The sequence below is a fragment of the Acinetobacter sp. 1125_18A genome (genome assembly GCF_052824985.1).
On record NZ_VTDG01000004.1, the window covers coordinates 399655 to 419945 of the forward strand.

Sequence of the window (20291 nt, forward strand, 5' to 3'; positions counted from 1 at the left end):
GATAAAGTCATGAGTAGTGTAAAAATTGAAAATGTACGTGTCTTAGACCCAATCAAAAAAATTGACACTGTACAAACGGTTTATGTTGAACATGGAAAAATAGTCGAATCATCTGCCAATGTCGTAGATACAATTGACGGACAAGGAAAATGGTTGATACCGACCATGGTGGATTTGTGTGCACGATTACGTGAACCAGGTCAGCAACAGCATGGTACCTTGAAGTCAGAAGGTAAAGCGGCACGTGAAAATGGTATTTTGCATGTATTTACCCCACCTGATTCAAAGCCGATCGTGCAAGACAATGGTGCTTTGATTCATGGACTTGTAGAAAAAGCCATGTTAGATGGTGGTATTCATTTACAAGTGATTGGTGCGCAAACCCAAGGTTTAAATGGTAAACAACCCGCAAATATGGCAGGTTTAAAAAAGGGTGGTTGTACTGCCGTTTCAAACGCCTATGCTACTTTTAAAGACGATGATGTAGTTCTGCGTACCTTGGAATATGCGGCTGGTTTAGACATGACCGTGGTGTTTTATCCAGAAGAACACCAGATCGCTAAAGATGGTTGTGTGCATGAGGGATTTATTGCCTCACGCCAAGGTTTACCGATGATTCCAGCACTGGCTGAAACAATTGCTATTGCGAAATACCTATTGATGATTGAAGCGACAAGCGTCAAAGCGCACTTTGGTTTGCTTTCAAGTGGTGCATCTGTAGAGTTGATTAAAATTGCAAAAAACAAAGGTTTGCCTGTGACGGCAGATGTTGCAATGCATCAATTGCATTTAACAGAACACTTGATTGATGGTTTTAATTCTTTGGCACATGTGCGCCCACCATTGCGTGCTGAAAAAGACAAAGAATTACTGCGCCAAGGTGTCAAAGATGGAGTGATTGATGCGATTTGTACCCATCATGAACCTTTGAGTGGTTCTGCGAAATTAGCGCCTTTTGCCGAGACTTTACCCGGTATTAGCGCATTTGATACCTATGTCTCTTTTGGGGTGCAATTGGTTCGTGAAGGTTTGTTTGAACCTTTAGAATGGGTTGAAAAAGTTACGCTTGCTCCTGCAAAAGTGGCCAATATGACGGATCGTTGGGTCAAAGAATCGGGTTGGGCATTGGTTGATCCAGATCTAGAATGGATTGTTAGCAATGACAGTATTTTATCTCATGGAAAAAATACGCCATTAATCAATCAAAAAATGGTCGGTAAAGTGCTACAAACGTTTACTGCCTAAGCTGTAAAATTTACATAAGCGCAAAAATTGAAACAAAAAGCCAGCATAAGCTGGCTTTTCAAATAGATATTGAACACGCTGTGCTACAAAAAGCTATTATAACTATTAGAATTTAATCACTAGAATAAAAAATGATCAATAAAATGATTTTTAATGTGACAAATACAACAATGAAATCGGAGTGTCCAAAATTATGAATATTATTGAGCTTCTAAAAGAACGGGTGACCACAAAAGTTTTACAGGGTGATCTTCAGTTTCAAGATGAAAAAATCGGTGCTTTAAGTGCCTTTTATCCCATTCTCCTCTCAGTTTTAAAATCAAAACCAGAACTTATTAATACACTTCAACAAAATCTAAATCCTCGCTTAGGCGATATTTTCAGTCACCAACCAGAAACGGTGGCGCATTTTTTAGGACTGGTTGCGGGCAATGCACCGACCCAAGAAATTGAAACCACATTAAACCATTCCATTGCTCCGACTTTATCATTGCTTGCAGATCAAGCAGGTTCAGATGGTAAGCATGAAATTTTTGATTTTATCAAAGCGCAATGGAACAATATTCAAGATGCTTTGCCAGCTTGGGCAACAGGATTATTTGCCACACTGGGCTTAAGTGTAGGCGGTCTTGGTTTCGCAGCCACAACGCAAGCTGCACCCGTGGCTGAGGCTGTTATCCCCCCTGTAGAACCTGTGGCACCGATACCTGTACAAAGTGTATCTCCAACACCAGTACCTCTTGATACGTCTACAATCACAACAAATTCGATCCAAGATGAACCTAAAAAATCCAATTGGTTATTGCCAATTATCGCTTTGTTGGTGATTGCAGGATTGGCCGCATTGTTATTTAAACAATGCAGTAGCAAACCGCCTGCTGGGGGGGATCCAGTAAGCAGTGGAGCTTCACAAGCTGTTGCTGATTTGCAAGCCGCTGAACTGCAAATTTCTACAGATGCTGAAGGTAAATTAGCAAGTTGTCAGGCACAATCGAGCAGTCAATCTTTATTAGACAGTTTAAAAACCAGTATTGCCTCAGTGTTTGGTCAAACCGATCATTGTCAACTTACAGCCAGCAGTGCTTATGCCGCTGATTTGCCAGATCAAAATGCTGTAGATCAGGTGTTGGCTAAAATTAAAGGCATTCCAAATATTTCACTGGCTTGGATCGGTGATCAACTTACCATTCAAACAGCAGATTTAGCGCAAGCACAAAAATTGGCAGATGAGTTAAAAGCTATTGTTCCTAACCTACACATTTCTGCACAGCAAACAGCCGATGCAAATGCAGCTCCAACCAGTAGTGCTGCAAATGTAGATACAAGTAATTCACAAGCAGACCAAGCACTTTCAAGCATTCAGGCAGATAAAGCCAATGTAAATGATATTGCCGCTGCATTGAATTTACAGGTGATTAATTTTGCGACAGGTTCTTCTGGTATTCCAGAAGCCAATAAAGCGATTTTGGATAAGGCGGCGAATTTGTTAAAACAATTACCAGATGCAAAACTTGTGGTTAAAGGCTATACCGATAATGTTGGAAATGCGGACTCAAACAAAAAATTATCTGAAAAACGTGCAAAATCCGTTGTTGCATATTTGGTTGAAAAGGGCGTACATACTTCGCAGTTAACTGCTGAAGGACATGGTCAAGACAATCCAATTGCAGATAATTCAACCAAAGAAGGGCAATTTAAAAACCGCCGTATTGAGTTTGAAGTACTTGGTGCAACGACGCCATAATCTTTTTGAGCGGTATGTTCGGTGTTAAAACAGGCATAAATTGTATAAAAAGCTTCTGAATATCCAGAAGCTTTTTATTTTTTACTCGAAAATTCTTCAATTATTTGGTTAAATGACCCACATAAAAATATGATCGGATAAACAATGAATAAATCATTAAACCCATTATTTATGATTGCTGCGATTTCGAGTACCTTAATGCTGTCAGGCTGTGATTACTTCAAAAAGAAAAAAGATGAAGGTAATTCTGAACTAGCAGAGTGGAGTTGTACCAATCAAGATAATATCAATCAAATTCAAAAATATTTGAAAGATGAGTATTTGCGTGAAGTCGCAGACAATATTAAAAATTCTGGTTATGAAGCTGACCAAGCACTACTTCAGAAAATTAACAATGCTTTAAAGTTTGAAGTGAAGAATGTTCGTACGATTACTGAAGATTCGTCTAAAACCAATCAACTGGAATGTGAAAGTCAGTTAGTGGTTCAATTCCCGAAAGGCTTACAACAGCGTGCTGAAAATTCATATGCAGAATTTGGGCAAGATTGTGAGGAGGGATGTGAGGGTGATGGGTATCGCAGCATACGTGAGTATATCGAAGCTGGTGAATCTAAATTGGTATTGGCCAATGATCAGCTGAAAGGCAAGTTTAATTATAATGTTGTGAAAACAGACAAAGATGGTTTAACCCTTGATGTGCTTAATCAGGATGCTGTTATCCAAGGGGTAACTTTTGTTACTGTAAAAGCGGTGCAATACGCAGCATATATGAAAGAAAATAAAGATATGCGTGAACGTGAGCAAGTCAACCAAATTGAAAATGCAGAGCAAACAGCGCTTGCACAAAAAGCCATGGATATCCGTAAAAAAGAGCTAGATGAAGAAAAGCTCAAACAAGTTGATCGTTTAAACCAGAGCTGGGATAGTTTGAGTGATGAACAAAAAGAACAATTTAAGCAAGATCAAACAGAATGGTTTGAAAAACGTGATGTTGACTGTAAAGTCATTTCACAGAAAAGTTTTGGTGATATTCCAGACAGTGAAATTGAAACCTATCAGCAACAACGTCAATATTGGGATGATGCGATGTCTCAACAAAACAAAGAGATGCAATATACCAAGTGTTTTAATAAACGTACCGCTGAGCGAATTATTTACTTAAACAATGCATTAAATTGATGTAGTCATCAAAATAATCTAAGAGGGATGAATTGATTCATCCCTCTTTTATTGGCATGCTGTAACTATATTTAAAGTTTTAGATGTCGATATGCGTATTAGTATTGTTGGTTCAGGTCGTGTTGCTACACATTTTGCAAAAGCACTGTCAAAACAACATCATATTGTTCAGATTTATAGTCGTAATTTAAACAATGCACACAGCTTAGCCCAGCAGGTGAATGCTCAGGCAATTGATGCTGTGCATTGTATAGAACCTGAAATTGATTTATTAATTATTGCGGTAAGTGACCAAGCCATTGCTCAAGTCATCCAAACGATTCATTCACAACTTTCGGATGTTTTGATTGTTCATACTTCTGGCAGTACCAATCTCAATATATTGACTGAACACCATGTAAAATCTGGGGTTTTTTATCCCTTACAGACTTTTAGCTTTGAACGTGAAGTGGATTGGCAGAATACCCCGTTGTTTATTGAAACGGCTTTGCAAGAAGATTTGCCTACTTTAACGACGCTAGCAAATAGTCTAAGTAATCAGGTTTATCCATATAATTCAGCGCAGCGGCTGAGCTTACATCTGGCAGGAGTATTTGCCTGTAATTTTACAAATTATTGTTATGACATGGCTAAACAAGTGGTCGATGCACAGCAGGTCGATTTTAATTTACTGTATCCATTAATTTTGGAAACAGCAAAAAAAGCCACCCAAAATGATCCTGAAACTATGCAGACGGGTCCTGCAAGGCGTGGAGATGTGAATATTTTAGATATGCATCAGCGTATGTTACAGGATATGGGGCGGGAAGATCTTAAAGATGCCTATACACTTTTAAGCCAACAGATACAGAAAAAACACTCACTTGATTAAGTGAGTGTTTTATCAATCGTATCTTTTGAAATCAATTGAGATCTAATTTAAAGCAGCGTGATCTGCACCGATTGTGACAATAACACCAATACAAAACAGGCTACAGTAGATAAAAAACCAGATGATCATGCGTTTAAAGGCTTTGTCTGAAATCGAGCTATCAGCATATTGTGGTTTTTTAGGGCTTTTGTCATCATTCATCGCAAAATCTCTTTCTGCTTAATATAGATTCATTATGGATAGAAAAGTGTTCACACTGTAGATACAAAAAATTAGAAAAAAACTATAACAGATAAGTAAGCAATGATGAATCTGTTATAAAAATTCAGCTTATGTCGTCACTGATTTACCAATAATATAAATCAATTGGTTTAATGCATTTTGAATCTTTTCATTCATTTCAAATGAACAATTCATCCGAATAAAGTGATTTTGTTGATTGCTAATATTAAATAAGCTGCTCGGCGCGACACTAACACCGTGTTCTAACATGTGCTGATAGATATCATTACTATCGACCTGTTCAGGCAATTCAATCCATAAAAAGTACCCGGAAGGATAATAATTGACATGGCATTGCTCAGGTAAATGGGTTTTTAAATAATTAAAATATTGTTTTTTATAGCGTTGTAAGGTGGAACGTAAAGTTTTTAAATGTTTTTCATAATGACGATGGGAAAGATATTCAACCAAGGCATTTTGGATAAATGAGTTGACTGAAAGGGTACTCATAAGTTGGGTGTGTTGAATATGTTCAGAGAATTTACCTGCATAGACCCAACCGATACGAAAACCGGCACCTAATGTTTTTGAAAAAGAAGAACAATGTAGCACCCAATTTTGTTGATCAAAATACTTCATCGAGAGGGGTTTTTTCTGATCATAGTAAAGTTCTTCATAGACATCATCTTCAATCAAATAAATCTGATATTGGTTGAGTAGCTTCGCCAATTTTAATTTAATTTCATCACTCACAGTAAAGCCAATTGGATTCTGACCATTTAACATCATCAAACACACTTTAATTGGATATTTTAAAATGGCATGTTCGAATGCGTCTAAATCAATGCCATGTTCAGGGTGCTCTGGGATGGTAATTACTTTTAATCCAAGTCGTTCAGCCGCTTGCCATGCCCCATAAAATATCGTTTGTTGTAATAAAATATAGTCCCCAGCTTGTGTAAGTGCTTGCAATGAAAGATTTAATGCATCTAAACCTCCAGACGTAATCACAATATCAGATGGATCAGTGGGGATGCCTTGCATAGCATACTTTTGAGCAATAATTTTTCTCAGTTGATAATTTCCGGGTGGGAGGCTGGGTGTTTGTTCATAGCTACGCCGTTGTCGAGCAAGTTGTCCAAGCGTTTGTATCAGTTTAGCGGAGTAGAGCAACTGGCTATTGGGAAAGGCAGAACCTAAAGGGATAATGTGTTCAGATTGTGTTGATTTTAAATATTTAAAAACAACGGAGTTAATTTCAACTGTTTCATTAATAACATGTAATGTAGTGGGGTGACCTGAGCTTTGTTCTACAACAAAATACCCAGACTTTTCTTTTGAATAAATCAGGCCTTGCGCTTCGAGCTCTTGATAAGCATTCATCACCGTAATCAGGCTTAAACCTGATTGTTCAACCTGTTGACGTAGTGAGGGTAACTTTTCATGTGCTTTCCACGTCCCATTTTCAATCAATAATTTTAGGCTATGGGCCAGTTGTTCAGATTTATACATAGGTCAATGCAAGTGGGTATTTAAAATAACTATAACAGAAGCAATCAGTACAGCTCTATCTGTTATATATTTTTTCTAAAATTTTGTGGCTATATTTCTTTTTGATTTCTTTCCAAAATAGTCGCACGCGATGCAGTATAGAATGAGGCAGGGATATGTTTGTGACGACTCAGTTGAATGTGCTCACACAAGTTTTATGTGAGCATGGTTGCTCTGAAAATGTGATAGAGCAACTCAATCAAAGATTTGTAAACTTAGAAGCAACATTGTTGCGTGCCAAAGTCTTACGTGAATTTTCAAAAAAGAAAAGTACAGTGATTATTCAATCTGCAATTACTTCAAATCATTTGAGTTTGGCTTATTTGTTTTCACCGTTTATTTTGGCGAATTTAAATCAAACAGTGCTTTACTCAACGCTTCTGACTGCACAAGTTCAAGATATTTTAAAACCTTACTATCAGGTGGAAAAAACCATGAACTTGACCAAGGATGATGTCGTTCTAGAAAGTTTAAATCTATTTTTAGACCTACAAGATCAAACATGGGATGCACAGGAATTTGTTTATTTTCAGTTGTTCAAAGCACTGACTCAGGCAGAAATTTATCGTATCTTTTTAATTACAGATCAACCGATCAATCCAGATTATTTGTTTGAAATAGAATGTTTTTTTAAGGTTCGAATTTTCTTGGTAAATCCCGAAAATGATCAAGATGGTCTAAATCTGCAATTAGATCATCATGATCATAAATTAAACATGCAGAAGCTTTTGTTTAAATATAAAGATGATTTTCATGTGGCTTTATGTCGTAAATTTTCAGAAATGAATGCTAAAATTTTAAATTTATCAGGTCTTTATGATTTAGCTCAAGCGCAAAACCTAGTCGAAGATATGTTTTATTCTGAACATATTTATGAAAAACTATCGGTTTATGCTGAATATATGCAAACACGATTACAGAACAATGTGTTTAGTCCAAAATTCAAATCTGTGTCAAGCTTGCAAGCTTAGATGCTGAATAATTGCATAAACAACACTTTGTTAAATTGCTATCTATAAAGATATGACATGAGCAGTGAATACTTAGTTATTAGGTTAAAGTCTAGTCTAAAGCTTTATATTTTAGCGATCAGATAAGTGTTTTTTGAGATGATCTAAAAAGAGCTTCACTTTTTTTGGAATCTTTTGTTGAGATGGTGTGATTGCATAAAAATAAAGTTGCTTTGAATGATAGTCTTCTAAACAGCGAACAATTTTTCCAGCATCTTGATCTTTTTTTGCTAAAAAATCGGGTAAAAATATAATGCCTTGATCTTGTTTACAAAAATCTAAAAGGAAATCGCCACTATTGCATGTCAATTTCGGCGTACAGTAAATAGTTTCTTCTTTTTTATTCTTATTCAGCACAATTTTAGTACTTGAATCGGTTTGTGAATACAACAATAAACTGTGCTGTTTTAACTCATCAATTGTATTGGGTACGCCATATTTTGCAAAATAAGCTGTAGTTGCATAAAAATGTCGATGATAGGTACTAAACAGGTGAGCATTACGCTGATCAATATCCTGACTGATTCTGAGAACAATATCATATTGATCTTCACTGATATTTAAAAACTTATCTGAAAGTAACAAGTCTATTTTGATGTTGGGATACTGTGTCATAAATTTAGAAATGATCTCGGTAAGATGCGCATGTCTAAATGAATGAGGTGCATTGATTCTGAGTTTACCCTCGGGATATTTCTGGTCGTGGGTAAAGTCACTGGTTGCCCATTCAAACTCACTCATAATGACTTTAGAGTGTTGATAAAATTTTTCACCTGAATGAGTTAAATCCATTTTGCGGGTATTGCGGATGAACAGGACCGTATTAAAAATAGTTTCCAAATGGCAAATTCTTTTCGCAACTTGATCTCTAGTAATGTTTAAGTGACGTGATGCACTGCTGAAATTTCCATATTCAACGACACTAATAAAAGTATTGATACAGTCTAATTTATCCATTTAATTTTAAAGTACTCTTCACTTGAATGATGAGGGGCTGTTGACATTTCATAAATGGCTTGCGTTGTAAGCTAAAATTGAGCAGACAAGGCATGAAACGAAAAGAATAGCGAGACTATTTTCGAGTTTCATAACGTAGGCTGAGATAATTTTAGCCACAACCCTTCGGGACTAGTGTGGTTTTTGCCGCTACTTCGTTACGAACTATTCATTTAGAATGACTAAATTTCATATTTCGTGCCTTGTATCATCTAAAAACCACTCGAAGTCGCAAACATAGACGAATTGTCAACAGCCCCTAAAGTAACGCATCATCCTACGCTGATCAATCATTGTATCTTTTTAGGATACAGTTTGTATTTAAAATAGTGTCTAGTGGTTTACGTGTATTTTTGCTTTTATATAAATTCCTTTATAAATGTGTTGCGAATCAAAATGAATAAAGCATTTTTAGAACAACTTACACCTCAAAACTGTCAAATCATCTTTATTGATCAACAACCACAAATGGCTTTTGGCGTACAGTCAATTGATCGTCAAACTTTAAAAAATAATGTGGTGGGATTGGCTAAAGCCGCTCAGGTTTTTAATATTCCAACCACCATTACAACAGTAGAAACAGAAAGTTTTTCGGGACACACTTTTCCAGAATTATTAAATGTGTTCCCTGAAGCACCTTTGCTCGAAAGAACCTCTATGAACTCATGGGATGATCAAAAGGTTCGTGATGCATTGGCAGCCAATCATCGTAAAAAAATTATCGTATCTGGTTTATGGACTGAAGTTTGCAATATTACATTCGCTTTTGGTGCAATGCTGGAAGGTGATTATGAAATTTATATGGTTGCCGATGCTTCAGGTGGAACTTCAAAAGAAGCACATGATTATGCGATGCAACGGATGATTCAAGCAGGTGTGGTTCCTGTAACCTGGCAACAAGTTTTACTTGAGTGGCAACGTGATTGGGCACATCGTGAAACTTATGATGCAGTGATGGACATTGTGCGTGAACATTCGGGTGCATACGGTATGGGCGTAGATTATGCATATACCATGGTACATAAAGCGCCAGAAAGAACCACAACGCAGCATGAAGTTATTGCACCTGTGTCAGCAAAATAAACCTTATGGATATAAATATTCATCTACATGGAGATGATCATGACAGATGTACAGTTAATTCTTAAGAACGGCAAAATTACTACGCTCGACCTGAAACAACCAGAAGTAGATGCAATTGCGATCGTTGACGGAAAAGTGTTTGCCACGGATGATGAAAATAGCATCATGAAGTTGGCCAAAGCCTCGACAAAAGTGATTGATTTAAATGGTCGTCGCGTTATTCCCGGTTTAAATGATAGCCATCTCCATATTATCCGTGGCGGGCTTAACTATAATATGGAGTTGCGTTGGGAAGGGGTTCCGACGGTTAAAGATGCTTTAAGCTTACTCAAAGAGCAGGCAGAAAATACGCCAGCACCACAATGGGTACGTGTTGTCGGTGGGTGGACTGAATTCCAATTCGCAGAAAAGCGTTTACCAACTTTAGCTGAAATCAATAAAGCTGCACCTGATACCCCTGTTTTTATTCTGCACTTATATGCAAGTGCAATGCTAAACAGAGCAGCATTAGATGTCTTAGGTTTTAATAAAGATACTCCTGATCCACCCGGGGGCAGAATAGAACGCAATGAAAAAGGCGAGCCAACAGGTTTATTATTGGCAACGCCTTCTGCTGCAATTTTGTATTCAACACTGGGTAAGGCACCCAAATTACCCGTCGAAGATCAAGTGAATTCTACTCGACATTTTATGCGTGAGTTAAATCGACTCGGTGTCACTTCTGCGATAGATGCCGGAGGGGGTGGGCAAAACTATCCAGATGATTATGCAGTCATCAATCAATTGCATGAAAAAGATCAAATGACCGTTCGTATTGCTTATAACCTCTTTGCACAAAAAGCCGGTGAAGAGTTAGAAGATTATCAACGATGGACAGAAATGACGTTTCCTGGTGATGGTGATGCATTATTGATGATGAATGGTGCGGGTGAAAACCTGACTTGGTCAGCTGGTGATTTTGAGGATTTTTATGAACCTCGCCCAGATCTTCCAGAAAAAATGGAAACTGAATTAGAAGCTATTGTTGAACATTTGTCTGAGAAGAAATGGCCGTTTCGAATTCACGCCACCTATGATGAAAGCATTAGTCGATTGCTCAATGTTTTTGAACGTGTCAATGGTAAAAAGCCATTTGAAACCCGTTTTATTATTGACCATGCAGAGACGGTTTCAGAAAAAAACATAGAACGGATTGGTGCCCTCGGTGGAGGAATTGCCATTCAACACCGTATGGCGTATCAAGGCGAAATCTTTGTTCAGCGTTATGGTGCCGATGCAGCCAAAGACACGCCTCCGGTAAAAAAAATGCTTGAGTTGGGTGTACCAGTGGGCGCTGGAACAGATGCGACGCGTGTTGCATCATACAATCCTTGGGTCTGTTTGGCATGGTTAACCACAGGTAAAACCGTGGGTGGTTTTACTTTATATGATGAGAAAGACTTACTTGATCGTCAAACAGCGTTAAGACTATGGACCAAAGGATCTGCTTGGTTTTCATGCGAGCAAAACCATAAAGGCGCTTTAGTCGCAGGGGAACATGCGGACCTAGTTGTACTCTCAGATGACTATCTCACTGTTGAGGGCGATGAAATTCAATTTATTGAATCAGTCATGACGGTGATGGACGGTAAAGTGGTCTATGCGGGTGCCGAATTTAAGCAACAAGATCCACCGATTCCACCCGCATCGCCTGATTGGTCACCAGTCAAGCGATTTGGCGGGCAGTGGCGCCACTCTGAAAATCGTAATGCGCCTTCCTTACAACCCTTACAAAAAGATTCAGCAGTGTGTGCATGTTCTAGCAGCTGTGGCATGCATGGACATTCGCATGCATGGATGCTTGATGTTCCTATCAATGATCAGGATAAAAAATCATTTTGGGGCGCATTAGGCTGTTCTTGTTTTGCTTTTTAAAACCAACCTAAAAAATTCCATCTGAAACTAGGTGGAATTTTATTGGGGGAGAAATTTATGAAAATCTATCTGATCTCTTTGGCCGTTGGGTTGTTGGTTGGCGTGTTGTATTACCTATTAAATGTGAAATCTCCAGCCCCTCCTTTTGTGGCCCTATGCGGTTTATTGGGGATGGTTATTGGTGAACAACTCATGCCAATGATTAAAAACTTATTATCCTAACGATAGGGTGATGCAATAACAGGAGAAAGGGGCAAATGATGCAATTCAGACTAAGTAAGTTATTGAGCTTCAATGCAGGCTATGTCGATACTGCAAGCTTTCTCGCATTGCATGGCTTATTTTCTGCCCACGTGACAGGTAATTTTGTAACATTAGGCGCGGCTTTAGTCTCCGAGAGTCAAACAGGTGCTTGGGCTAAATTGGCAGCACTACCGATGTTCTGTATTACAGTTTTATCGGTCAAATTGTTGGATCAAAAGTTTATCCGACATCAAAACAGTTCATATGCGTTTTTTCTAAAACTGATGTTTTTGCTTTTTAGTATAGTCGCCGTATGTTCCTACTTTTATTTGCCTTTTCCGAAATACGATACCATCATGAGTTTCACTGTAGGCATGTTGTTGGTGGCGGCTATGGCGATTCAAAACGCGATGCACCGTATCCATTGGACGAAAGAATCACCAACAACCGTGATGACGGGTGCTACAACACAATTGATGTTAAATATTGCTGAGCTTTTTTCCAAACCTTCTCAGGAAAAAAGACTGCAAATTCGACAGAGTATTGTTGCAATTTTTCCAACCATGTTGAGTTTTGCACTGGGATGCGCAGTTGCCGCAATCGTATATAAATTTGCACTACTGTGGTTATTTTTGCTTCCCCCAGTTTTATTGCTGATGATTTACATCAATCGGGATAACTATAAAAAAGCTTAGGTTTTGACAGGTCCTAATTCTAATTAATTATTGAATGACGAGTAGAACATGGAAAATATACAAACGACGCCGCCGAGTGGGTTTTGGAAAACATGTCGAGATCCTTTGTTATTGACAATTGTGGGTGGCGCAATTGATACCATTGGCTTTATCGCACTGTTTGGTTTTTTTACTGCGCATGTCACAGGAAACTTAGTCTTAGCTGGTGCTGCTTGGGTCAAAGGTGGGCCTGGGATTTGGATTAAGCTTGGGGCAATTCCCTTATTTATTCTGACTGTTGCCATCACCAAATATTGGATTGATCGTAGTGTACAAAAACATACCACCTTAAGTTATTTATTTTTGGGGGAAGCAATTTTTTTAATTGGGTTTATGCTTGCGGGTTTATATTTTGAACCGTTTAAAGATGCCAATAGTGTCACTGTCGCAATTACAGGTGGTTTAGGGCTGATCGCCTTAGCTATTCGTAACACTTCAAGTAAAACCTTAATTAAACATATTAGTCCGAGCACCATGATGACGGGAAATACAACACAGTTAGGTATAGATATTTCTAATTATTTAAGAGATCGGAACCATAGCAATATGCAAAAATTACAGCACAGTTTCAGCATTGTGGTGGGTTTTGTGATTGGCGCATTTTTAGGTGCTTTTTTATATGTGTATCTAGATTTCTGGAGTGTCGCTTTCTTTGTGGCACCCGTGTTGTATCTGTCTTATCTCGCAGCCCAGCAAAGATTTGTCCAACCAAGCCAGTGACTCAATGATGAATAAACGTCAATGAGTAATCATGCTTGATGGAGTTTTGTCATAATTATTGTGACCACGTAGGTGCTTAAAAATTCCCTAAAATATTTATTGGAACAATCGTCTTTTAGTTAAATCAAGCCTTGATTGATTTAACTCGCATTCATCATTCACATTTTTGAGAAATCCAAAAATTAAACCATGTTTTGTCGAATAGCAAAACCAGCATCTGTCATTTATTTAAATTATGGACTTTGCAAAATTAAGGTAAACCTATGTCAAATTTGATTAAATTTACAATTTCTCTTGTTTCATTGCTCAGTATACAGTTACATGCTGCTCAATACAGCTTAGACAAAAATAGCCCTTATTTGTTTGGTGATTGGCAGGGGATGCGGACTGAACTTTTAAAGCAAGGCATTAAATTAGATGCAAACTTGATTGTAGACAGCGCTTATTTAGTTGATGGTGGCTACAATCCGGGGAGTGATCCTAAATATGCCAGTCAATTTTTAATTGGTTCAACTTTAGATTTAGAAAAGCTGGCAAACTGGGAAGGGATGACATTAAGAGCAACAATCACAGCAAGACAAGGACAAAGTTTATCTTCAGAAGATATTTCTGATCCATCCGCACCACAGCTTGCCAATGTTCAAGCAAATTATGGTCGTGGCAACAGTAAAAGTCGATTGACCGAGTTTTCTTTGGAGAAAAACTTTAAAGAACAGGGGCTCAGTATTAAATTAGGGCGTTTGGGAATGGGTACAGATTTCAATGTGATGTCTTGTGAATTTCAAAATAATTCATTTTGTGCTGCGCAAATGGGAAAATGGCAAAGCGGAATTTGGTATAACTCTCCAATTTCTCAATGGGGTGTTCGTTTAAAATATCAATTTCACCCAGAACTCGCCTTACAAATCGGTGTTTATGAATATAACCCTCAAAATGCTTTAGAACGGCATGGCTGGAATCTGAGTACCCATCAAGCTGATGGTATCACTATTCCCATAGAGATGATCTGGCGACCGAAATCATTGATCAATGCATTAGCAGGAACTTATCGTGTAGGGGCTATGTATAACACTGCAGATGAAACTAAAAATCAAAAGGATATACGGACGGGGCAGCGACAAAATCATACCTATGGCGCTTGGTTTAATTTTGACCAGCAACTTACTTCAGTTGGTGTAGGAAAGCAGGGCTTACACAGTTTTGCAAATTTTACATTCCATAGCCGTACCACCAACAAGGTGGATCAGTCTCAACAGATCGGTCTAAAGTATTATGGGGTGATAACCAGCCGAGCTGAGGATAATTTGGGTTTTGCGCTTAATCGTATTCATATCAATAATCGTTTTGCAGATGATAAGAAACAATTTAATGCTGATGCCGAATATAATATTGAATTAAATTATAGTTATTATCCAACAAAATGGCTGATGTTACGTCCAAGCCTGCAATATATTGTTCATCCTAGTGCAACACATGATATCAACAATGCTTGGGTCTTGGCATTGGGGACAAAGCTTAACTTTTAGAATCAAGAATAGTTAATTAAATTTTATCAATGCATACTGATGTTACGAACACTAGGTATTTATCTATATTGATTATAGATGGGTTTATATACTGCTTGATCCATGCTTATGCCATATAATATAAGGCAATAAAAAGCCGAAAATAATTCAAAGTATTCTCTTAAATAGAAAATGAAGACTGATTTATTTTTAGTAAAACCACCTTACACAAGCATCTGCTAAAAGTTGCGTAGTATCGAAGCTTACATTTAAAATTGGAGATTGAATGGCGTGTAAGCCCAAGGGAATTTCTGTACAGGCTAAAATAATTGAACCTGCACCTACATCTATAAGCCGTTGACTGAGTTCTTGAAAAATGATACCTGCTTTTTCTGATTCATTCCGTTTTACAGCATAAACTGCAGGCATAAATTTTTTTTCAATTTCTTCTTCAGAATTCATTACATAAGGGATGTTATATTTACTTAATTCACGTTGATATAACTCGGTAGAAAGGGCGCCTTTGGTTGCTAAAATTCCAACTTTATCACCATATTTATAATGATCCAAAATCTGTTGTACAGTAATTTCAATCATATTTAAGATTTCAATATTGGTCTGTTGTTGTAAGTCAGCATGCCAAAAATGTGCGGTGTTACATGGAATTGCCACTTTAGCAACACCACTACGTTCTAAAATTTTTAAACCATGTAACATGGCTTTGAAAGGACTTTCACCTAAGTTTTTAAGTGCAAGTTGTCGGTCAGGAATTCCACCATGATTCCAAACAATAGTTGGAATATGTTCCTGATCTTTAGTTGCAGGGCTTGCATCGAGCAGGCGCTGTTGAAAATCAACTGCAGCACCTGGCCCCATGCCACCTAGGATTCCGAGCGTAGGAAATTCTGAAAAATCAATCATTTTACAAGCGGTATGCGTCTTTGTGAGAGAATGCTTTACGGTACCCAAATAAGCCTACAGCACCACCAGTATGCAGAAAGATCACTTTATCGTTTTTAGTGAAATAACCTTGGCGAATTAGGCCTACTAAACCTGCAAAACCTTTACCTGAGTAAACTGGGTCAAGCAAAATACCTTCAGTTCTGGCAAGGAGTTCAACAGCTTCAACCATGCTGTCTGTTGGGATACCGTAACCATCGCCAACATAGTCACTATTTGCCACAACTTTTTCACGTGCGATAAGATCAGCACTCAAACCAAGATGTTCTAAAGTTGAGCGAGTAAGTTTATAGACGTTTTCTTCTTGTTTAGATTTTTCAGCACGAACGCTGATACCTAACACAGGTAAGTTAGAATTTGTTGCAACAATACCCGCTAAAAGACCTGCTTGAGTTCCAGTACTCCCTGTTGCATGTACAAGATGAGTTGGGGCAAGTTGGATCTGGTTGAGTTGGTTAATTAATTCAATTGCAGTAGATACATAACCTAAAGCACCAATAGCGTTTGAGCCTCCACCTGGAATAATATAAGGGCGTTCACCTTGTGCTTCTAATTCTTTTGCTTTTGCTTCTAAAGCAGCAGCCATGTCTGTACCGCCAGGAACAACTTCAATTGATATGGCACCTAAAATTTCGTCCAGCAATAAGTTCCCATTGTTGTAATATTCATCTGCAGCATCACTGACGCGTTGTTCAAGTAAAACAGATGCTTTTAAGCCGAATTTATTTGCTGCAGCAATGGTTTGACGAACATGGTTAGATTGAGTTGCACCTTGAGTAATCACATGTGTTGCGCCTTTTGCAATTGCATCGCCTATTAGAAATTCTAATTTACGGGTTTTATTTCCACCAGTAGCAAGACCTGTTGCATCATCGCGTTTGATATAAATTTCAGGACCGTTTAATGCTTTGGTTAAGTTAGGTAAAAACTCAAGAGGAGTAGGTGCATGAACAAGTTTAACGCGGGGTAAATGACTTAATAACATAAAAGTGTCCTGTAGATTTAGTGTATGTAATCAATCATGCGGTTAACTTCTTTGCGCATAATTTCTAAAATATGTTTTTTGGCTTCAATGAATTCTGGCTGTGGAGCAATATTTTCAATCGTACGTGTATGGGGTAAATTGACTTGAATATCTTCTGCAATACGCCCAGGATGTCCTGCCATTAAGATAATGCGATCTGCTAAAAGTAAAGATTCGTCTATATCATGAGTGACAAATAAAACGGTCGTTTTGTTATTTTGCCAAAGCTTAGTTAATGTTTCCTGCATCAAAATACGTGTTTGAGCATCCAAAGCACCAAAGGGTTCATCCATGAGTAAAATTTTTGGTTTCATGACCCAAGCACGGGCAAGTGCAACACGTTGTTTCATCCCCCCTGAAATTTGCCAAACGCGATGATTTTCAAATTTTTTTAAACCTGTTTTTTCTAAGTAATATTCAGTTTGTTCGGTAATGTATTTAGGCTCTCCCTTTAATTGCTTAAGGGGAAAATAAATATTTTCTTTCACTGTAAGCCAAGGGAATAATTGTGCTTGTTGGAATACAACAGCTCGATCAATGCCTGGTGCTGAAATAGGTTGACCATCTACATAAATGTTACCAGAGCTAGGTTTTTCAAAACCTGCAAGTAAGTTCAAAATAGTTGATTTACCGCAGCCAGATGGACCAAGTAAACAAACGAACTGACCCTCAGAAATTTCTAAGTTAATGTCTTTTAGAACCGTATTTTCAGATTTGTTTTGCTTGAATGTTTTTTGAACATTATTTAGCTGAATAAATGTTTGAGTCATTATACTTTTCCTGTCCAAGGTGCCCATTTTTGCTGTGCTTTTACAATGAGCCAATCTAAAATAAAGCCAATTGTTCCAAGTAAAATAATACCGACAATCACAACATCAGTACGCAAGTATGAGCCCGCGTTAATGATCATCCATCCTAAACCTGACGTTGCAGCAACCATCTCAGCCGCAATTAATGAGGTCCAACCAATACCAATCGATAAGCGAATCGTGGTGAAAATTTCAGGAAGTGAAGAGGGTAAAATGACACGAAATAAGATTGATGCTTTTCCTAGTCCCATTGTTTGTGCAGCTTGAATTAAACCCTGTGGAACGTTTTGGCTTGCTGCAGTTGCGCCAACAATTACACTAAGTAAAGTAGCAATAAAGATTAGGAAAAATTTTGATGCCTCACCAATCCCCAACCACACAACAACTAATGGGATTAAAGCAATTTTAGGAATAGGGCGTAAAAATTGTACGAATGGATCTAAAATGGCATTGAGTACAGGACTACGGCCCATTAATAACCCCAAAGGAACACCAATAATAATGGCAATGAAAAATGCAAAAAATGCACGTGCCGTACTCACTAAAATGTGTTGATAAAATGGAGCATCTCGATAACCGTTTTGAAATAAATCTAAAACTGTATCTACTATTTGTAAGGGGGATGGCAATAAAATGGGTGACACAAGTTTAAACGTACACACAAGCTGCCAAATAACAACAAAAGTGATTAGTGATAATGCACTAATTACTTTTGCTTTAAACGGGTTCAACTGACTCATTCTATAACCTTATTTAGTTGCTTCGATAAGGTATTTACTGTCGATATTGGGCGCATAACTTTTTGGAACATCAGACTGTTTTAGCTCGCCGATACCGACTAAAAATTTAGCAATATCTTGAGTTGCTTTTGCCAAGCCTGAGTTTTCATCGTTTGATGTTGTACCTAGGTACTTTTCAGATGCTTGATCTTTCAAAGGAATGTAATCAATACCTGCCAATGTAGTTTCAACTTGCTCGTATGGAAGGTTTAAGTATTTAGAAATTTTTTCAGAAGCTAATTTCGGATCTTTTTTATATTCATCAACTTGTTCTTGGTATGCTTTTAAAAACTTAATCACAAGATCGGGGTGTTTTTCTGCAAACTCTTTGCGGACAGCGAAGTTGTTATAAACCAAAATGCCTTGTTCATTTAGTGTCGTTGTACGATAAATCTCTTTGCCACCTTGTTTTTCTAATTGTTGTGTAAATGGGCCCCAAACATAGGCAGCATCAATATCGCCACGAGTCCATGCAGAAACAATTTCAGCAGGTTTAAGTGGTAATAATTTGATTTTTGATTTATCAATTTTATTTAATGTAAGTGCTTGTTCTAATGCATATTGTGCAGTTGAGTTTGCAGGGAAAGCAACTTTTTTACCCACTAAGTCTTGTAGAGTTTTAATTTCAGGTCGAACAATCAAACGCTCTGCACTTGAAATTAGACCCTCTAAGCCAATGACTTCAATGGGTAATCCGCGAGTGATCCCTGCAACAGCAGGACTTGAACCAAAACGGGCGATATCAATTTCATTGGCAGCAAAGTAATTAATCACATCTGCTCCCGATGCAAATTCAACCCACTTAATTTTGGTGCCTAAAGCTTTTTCAAAATCTCCGTCGGCTTTACCTAGGACCCAGACACGGGGACCACCACCCCAAGCAAAACGGACCTCTTGTGGTTGTTCTGCTGTTTGTGACGCTTCAGCTTTGGGTTCATTGTTTTGTGGCGATTTATTTCCACAACCAACTAAAAGTGTAAAACTGAGAATACCGAGGGACAAAGCCAAATTTTTAAAATGAAAACCTGTTGTATTCAACATTTTTCTTTCCAGTGTTTTTGAAATTTCTCCGATCTTAATGAGAATTTTAAATTAATAAAAATATGAAAAAATGGAATAGTTATATATAAAATAGATGTTATCTTTATGAATAAAAAAGAAATATTTATAGTTTTTAAAAGTAAAGATTATACCTTGTAGTCAAATTTTTAAGATGATGTGCTTTTAAAGCATAGGTAGAAATTTGATTATAAAATCATTTATTTAAATAATTGATGATCACATTCTGATTACTTCAAGTAAAAAATATCAAAAATACACATGCTGGTTTTCGTATTGATAAGTACTTTCGGACCAAGCCTATAAGTTTAATTAAAAAGGGTGATTAAAATGAGAATGATCAATTAACAAACAAACTAAAATTTGGTTTGATTAACATTCATTTAACTTATCTAACTAGGTATATGAATTTTAAACCATTATTAGATTAGGAGGTAATGAACATGTGCTTGATCAAAATTGTGGAATATTAAAGCCAATCAGTTACGCACAAAAAATGTATAAGTAATTAGCCTCTCCATTAAAAATATATTATTGAATATATCTTTAGTGATGGCTTTATAAAATGAAGTCAGGTGACTTTAGCTTAAATTCTTCTTTAATGATGATAATTTTAATATAATAGGCAAAATTTTTGTTAGGT

General features: G+C 37.4%; 19 protein-coding genes. 11 read left to right on the forward strand and 8 right to left on the reverse strand.

Annotated elements, in window-relative coordinates:
• Window positions 1–9 precede the first annotated feature (9 nt).
• The 4 genes from FY049_RS09985 (at window position 10) to FY049_RS10000 (ending at window position 5039) form a co-directional block, all read left to right on the forward strand.
• Window positions 10–1245: a dihydroorotase gene (locus tag FY049_RS09985; protein WP_056510562.1), complete on the forward strand. Its 1236-nt coding sequence runs from the start codon at window positions 10–12 to the stop codon at window positions 1243–1245.
• 193 nt (window positions 1246–1438) lie between these two features.
• On the forward strand, window positions 1439–2989 hold the full coding sequence (locus FY049_RS09990; RefSeq protein ID WP_262779904.1) for an OmpA family protein: 1551 nt from the start codon (window positions 1439–1441) through the stop codon (window positions 2987–2989).
• 144 nt (window positions 2990–3133) lie between these two features.
• Window positions 3134–4168 carry a DUF1311 domain-containing protein gene (locus tag FY049_RS09995; protein ID WP_419278946.1) on the forward strand — a complete coding sequence of 345 codons (1035 nt, stop codon included), beginning with the start codon at window positions 3134–3136 and terminating at the stop codon, window positions 4166–4168.
• A 91-nt stretch (window positions 4169–4259) separates the two neighbouring features.
• The gene (locus FY049_RS10000; protein WP_333665036.1) at window positions 4260–5039 is read left to right on the forward strand and encodes a Rossmann-like and DUF2520 domain-containing protein; all 780 of its coding nucleotides are present in this window, start codon (window positions 4260–4262) and stop codon (window positions 5037–5039) included.
• Between the two features lie 42 nt (window positions 5040–5081).
• Here the strand turns inward: FY049_RS10000 and FY049_RS10005 are convergent, their stop codons facing one another.
• Both FY049_RS10005 and FY049_RS10010 read right to left on the reverse strand, forming a co-directional pair.
• Window positions 5082–5240, reverse strand: a complete 159-nt coding sequence (locus tag FY049_RS10005; protein WP_004721086.1) for a hypothetical protein — start codon at window positions 5238–5240, stop codon at window positions 5082–5084.
• A gap of 129 nt (window positions 5241–5369) precedes the next feature.
• A complete protein-coding gene (locus FY049_RS10010) occupies window positions 5370–6773 on the reverse strand; it encodes an aminotransferase-like domain-containing protein (RefSeq protein ID WP_446083658.1) in 1404 nt (467 codons plus the stop codon).
• Between the two features lie 155 nt (window positions 6774–6928).
• Here FY049_RS10010 and FY049_RS10015 point away from each other — a divergent pair, with 155 nt between their 5' ends.
• Window positions 6929–7783: a hypothetical protein gene (locus tag FY049_RS10015; RefSeq protein ID WP_056510576.1), complete on the forward strand. Its 855-nt coding sequence runs from the start codon at window positions 6929–6931 to the stop codon at window positions 7781–7783.
• Window positions 7784–7894: 111 nt separating this feature from the next.
• On the opposite strand, the gene FY049_RS10020 is transcribed toward FY049_RS10015, so the two are convergent.
• Window positions 7895–8779: a LysR family transcriptional regulator gene (locus tag FY049_RS10020; protein ID WP_004721080.1), complete on the reverse strand. Its 885-nt coding sequence runs from the start codon at window positions 8777–8779 to the stop codon at window positions 7895–7897.
• Between the two features lie 435 nt (window positions 8780–9214).
• On the opposite strand from FY049_RS10020, the gene FY049_RS10025 reads away from it, so the two are divergent.
• From FY049_RS10025 to FY049_RS10050, 6 genes are all read left to right on the forward strand, one after another.
• Window positions 9215–9901 carry a hydrolase gene (locus FY049_RS10025; RefSeq protein ID WP_004821006.1) on the forward strand — a complete coding sequence of 229 codons (687 nt, stop codon included), beginning with the start codon at window positions 9215–9217 and terminating at the stop codon, window positions 9899–9901.
• A gap of 39 nt (window positions 9902–9940) precedes the next feature.
• On the forward strand, window positions 9941–11815 hold the full coding sequence (locus FY049_RS10030; protein ID WP_446083659.1) for an amidohydrolase: 1875 nt from the start codon (window positions 9941–9943) through the stop codon (window positions 11813–11815).
• A gap of 57 nt (window positions 11816–11872) precedes the next feature.
• Window positions 11873–12037 (forward strand): DUF1427 family protein, encoded by a 165-nt coding sequence (locus FY049_RS10035; protein WP_004721074.1) that lies wholly within the window; start codon window positions 11873–11875, stop codon window positions 12035–12037.
• Between the two features lie 35 nt (window positions 12038–12072).
• On the forward strand, window positions 12073–12753 hold the full coding sequence (locus tag FY049_RS10040; protein WP_004721072.1) for a YoaK family protein: 681 nt from the start codon (window positions 12073–12075) through the stop codon (window positions 12751–12753).
• Window positions 12754–12801: 48 nt separating this feature from the next.
• Complete coding sequence (locus FY049_RS10045; protein ID WP_333665027.1) at window positions 12802–13512, forward strand: YoaK family protein; 711 nt, start codon at window positions 12802–12804, stop codon at window positions 13510–13512.
• Window positions 13513–13775: 263 nt separating this feature from the next.
• Window positions 13776–15038, forward strand: a complete 1263-nt coding sequence (locus tag FY049_RS10050) for a carbohydrate porin (RefSeq protein WP_446083660.1) — start codon at window positions 13776–13778, stop codon at window positions 15036–15038.
• Window positions 15039–15227: 189 nt separating this feature from the next.
• Here the strand turns inward: FY049_RS10050 and FY049_RS10055 are convergent, their stop codons facing one another.
• The 5 genes from FY049_RS10055 to FY049_RS10075 are packed head-to-tail and all read right to left on the reverse strand — an operon-like array spanning window position 15228 to window position 19630.
• A complete protein-coding gene (locus FY049_RS10055; RefSeq protein WP_004721068.1) occupies window positions 15228–15938 on the reverse strand; it encodes an aspartate/glutamate racemase family protein in 711 nt (236 codons plus the stop codon).
• A gap of 1 nt (window position 15939) precedes the next feature.
• Window positions 15940–16962 carry a D-cysteine desulfhydrase gene (locus FY049_RS10060; RefSeq protein ID WP_056510583.1) on the reverse strand — a complete coding sequence of 341 codons (1023 nt, stop codon included), beginning with the start codon at window positions 16960–16962 and terminating at the stop codon, window positions 15940–15942.
• A gap of 17 nt (window positions 16963–16979) precedes the next feature.
• Window positions 16980–17771, reverse strand: a complete 792-nt coding sequence (locus FY049_RS10065) for an ABC transporter ATP-binding protein (protein WP_446083661.1) — start codon at window positions 17769–17771, stop codon at window positions 16980–16982.
• Window positions 17771–18550 (reverse strand): ABC transporter permease, encoded by a 780-nt coding sequence (locus FY049_RS10070; RefSeq protein WP_056510591.1) that lies wholly within the window; start codon window positions 18548–18550, stop codon window positions 17771–17773. The genes FY049_RS10065 and FY049_RS10070 overlap by 1 nt, the downstream gene beginning before the upstream one ends.
• A gap of 9 nt (window positions 18551–18559) precedes the next feature.
• Entirely contained in the window at window positions 18560–19630 is a 1071-nt protein-coding gene (locus FY049_RS10075) for a taurine ABC transporter substrate-binding protein (RefSeq protein WP_056510594.1), read from the reverse strand.
• Window positions 19631–20291 lie beyond the last annotated feature (661 nt).

Coding starts and splice junctions, on each gene's coding strand:
- FY049_RS09985 (WP_056510562.1), top strand. CDS start 10: ATGAGTAGTGTAAAAATTGAAAATGTACGTGTCTTAGACCCAATCAAA.
- FY049_RS09990 (WP_262779904.1), top strand. CDS start 1,439: ATGAATATTATTGAGCTTCTAAAAGAACGGGTGACCACAAAAGTTTTA.
- FY049_RS09995 (WP_419278946.1), top strand. CDS start 3,134: ATGAATAAATCATTAAACCCATTATTTATGATTGCTGCGATTTCGAGT.
- FY049_RS10000 (WP_333665036.1), top strand. CDS start 4,260: ATGCGTATTAGTATTGTTGGTTCAGGTCGTGTTGCTACACATTTTGCA.
- FY049_RS10005 (WP_004721086.1), bottom strand. CDS start 5,240: ATGAATGATGACAAAAGCCCTAAAAAACCACAATATGCTGATAGCTCG.
- FY049_RS10010 (WP_446083658.1), bottom strand. CDS start 6,773: ATGTATAAATCTGAACAACTGGCCCATAGCCTAAAATTATTGATTGAA.
- FY049_RS10015 (WP_056510576.1), top strand. CDS start 6,929: ATGTTTGTGACGACTCAGTTGAATGTGCTCACACAAGTTTTATGTGAG.
- FY049_RS10020 (WP_004721080.1), bottom strand. CDS start 8,779: ATGGATAAATTAGACTGTATCAATACTTTTATTAGTGTCGTTGAATAT.
- FY049_RS10025 (WP_004821006.1), top strand. CDS start 9,215: ATGAATAAAGCATTTTTAGAACAACTTACACCTCAAAACTGTCAAATC.
- FY049_RS10030 (WP_446083659.1), top strand. CDS start 9,941: ATGACAGATGTACAGTTAATTCTTAAGAACGGCAAAATTACTACGCTC.
- FY049_RS10035 (WP_004721074.1), top strand. CDS start 11,873: ATGAAAATCTATCTGATCTCTTTGGCCGTTGGGTTGTTGGTTGGCGTG.
- FY049_RS10040 (WP_004721072.1), top strand. CDS start 12,073: ATGATGCAATTCAGACTAAGTAAGTTATTGAGCTTCAATGCAGGCTAT.
- FY049_RS10045 (WP_333665027.1), top strand. CDS start 12,802: ATGGAAAATATACAAACGACGCCGCCGAGTGGGTTTTGGAAAACATGT.
- FY049_RS10050 (WP_446083660.1), top strand. CDS start 13,776: ATGTCAAATTTGATTAAATTTACAATTTCTCTTGTTTCATTGCTCAGT.
- FY049_RS10055 (WP_004721068.1), bottom strand. CDS start 15,938: ATGATTGATTTTTCAGAATTTCCTACGCTCGGAATCCTAGGTGGCATG.
- FY049_RS10060 (WP_056510583.1), bottom strand. CDS start 16,962: ATGTTATTAAGTCATTTACCCCGCGTTAAACTTGTTCATGCACCTACT.
- FY049_RS10065 (WP_446083661.1), bottom strand. CDS start 17,771: ATGACTCAAACATTTATTCAGCTAAATAATGTTCAAAAAACATTCAAG.
- FY049_RS10070 (WP_056510591.1), bottom strand. CDS start 18,550: ATGAGTCAGTTGAACCCGTTTAAAGCAAAAGTAATTAGTGCATTATCA.
- FY049_RS10075 (WP_056510594.1), bottom strand. CDS start 19,630: ATGTTGAATACAACAGGTTTTCATTTTAAAAATTTGGCTTTGTCCCTC.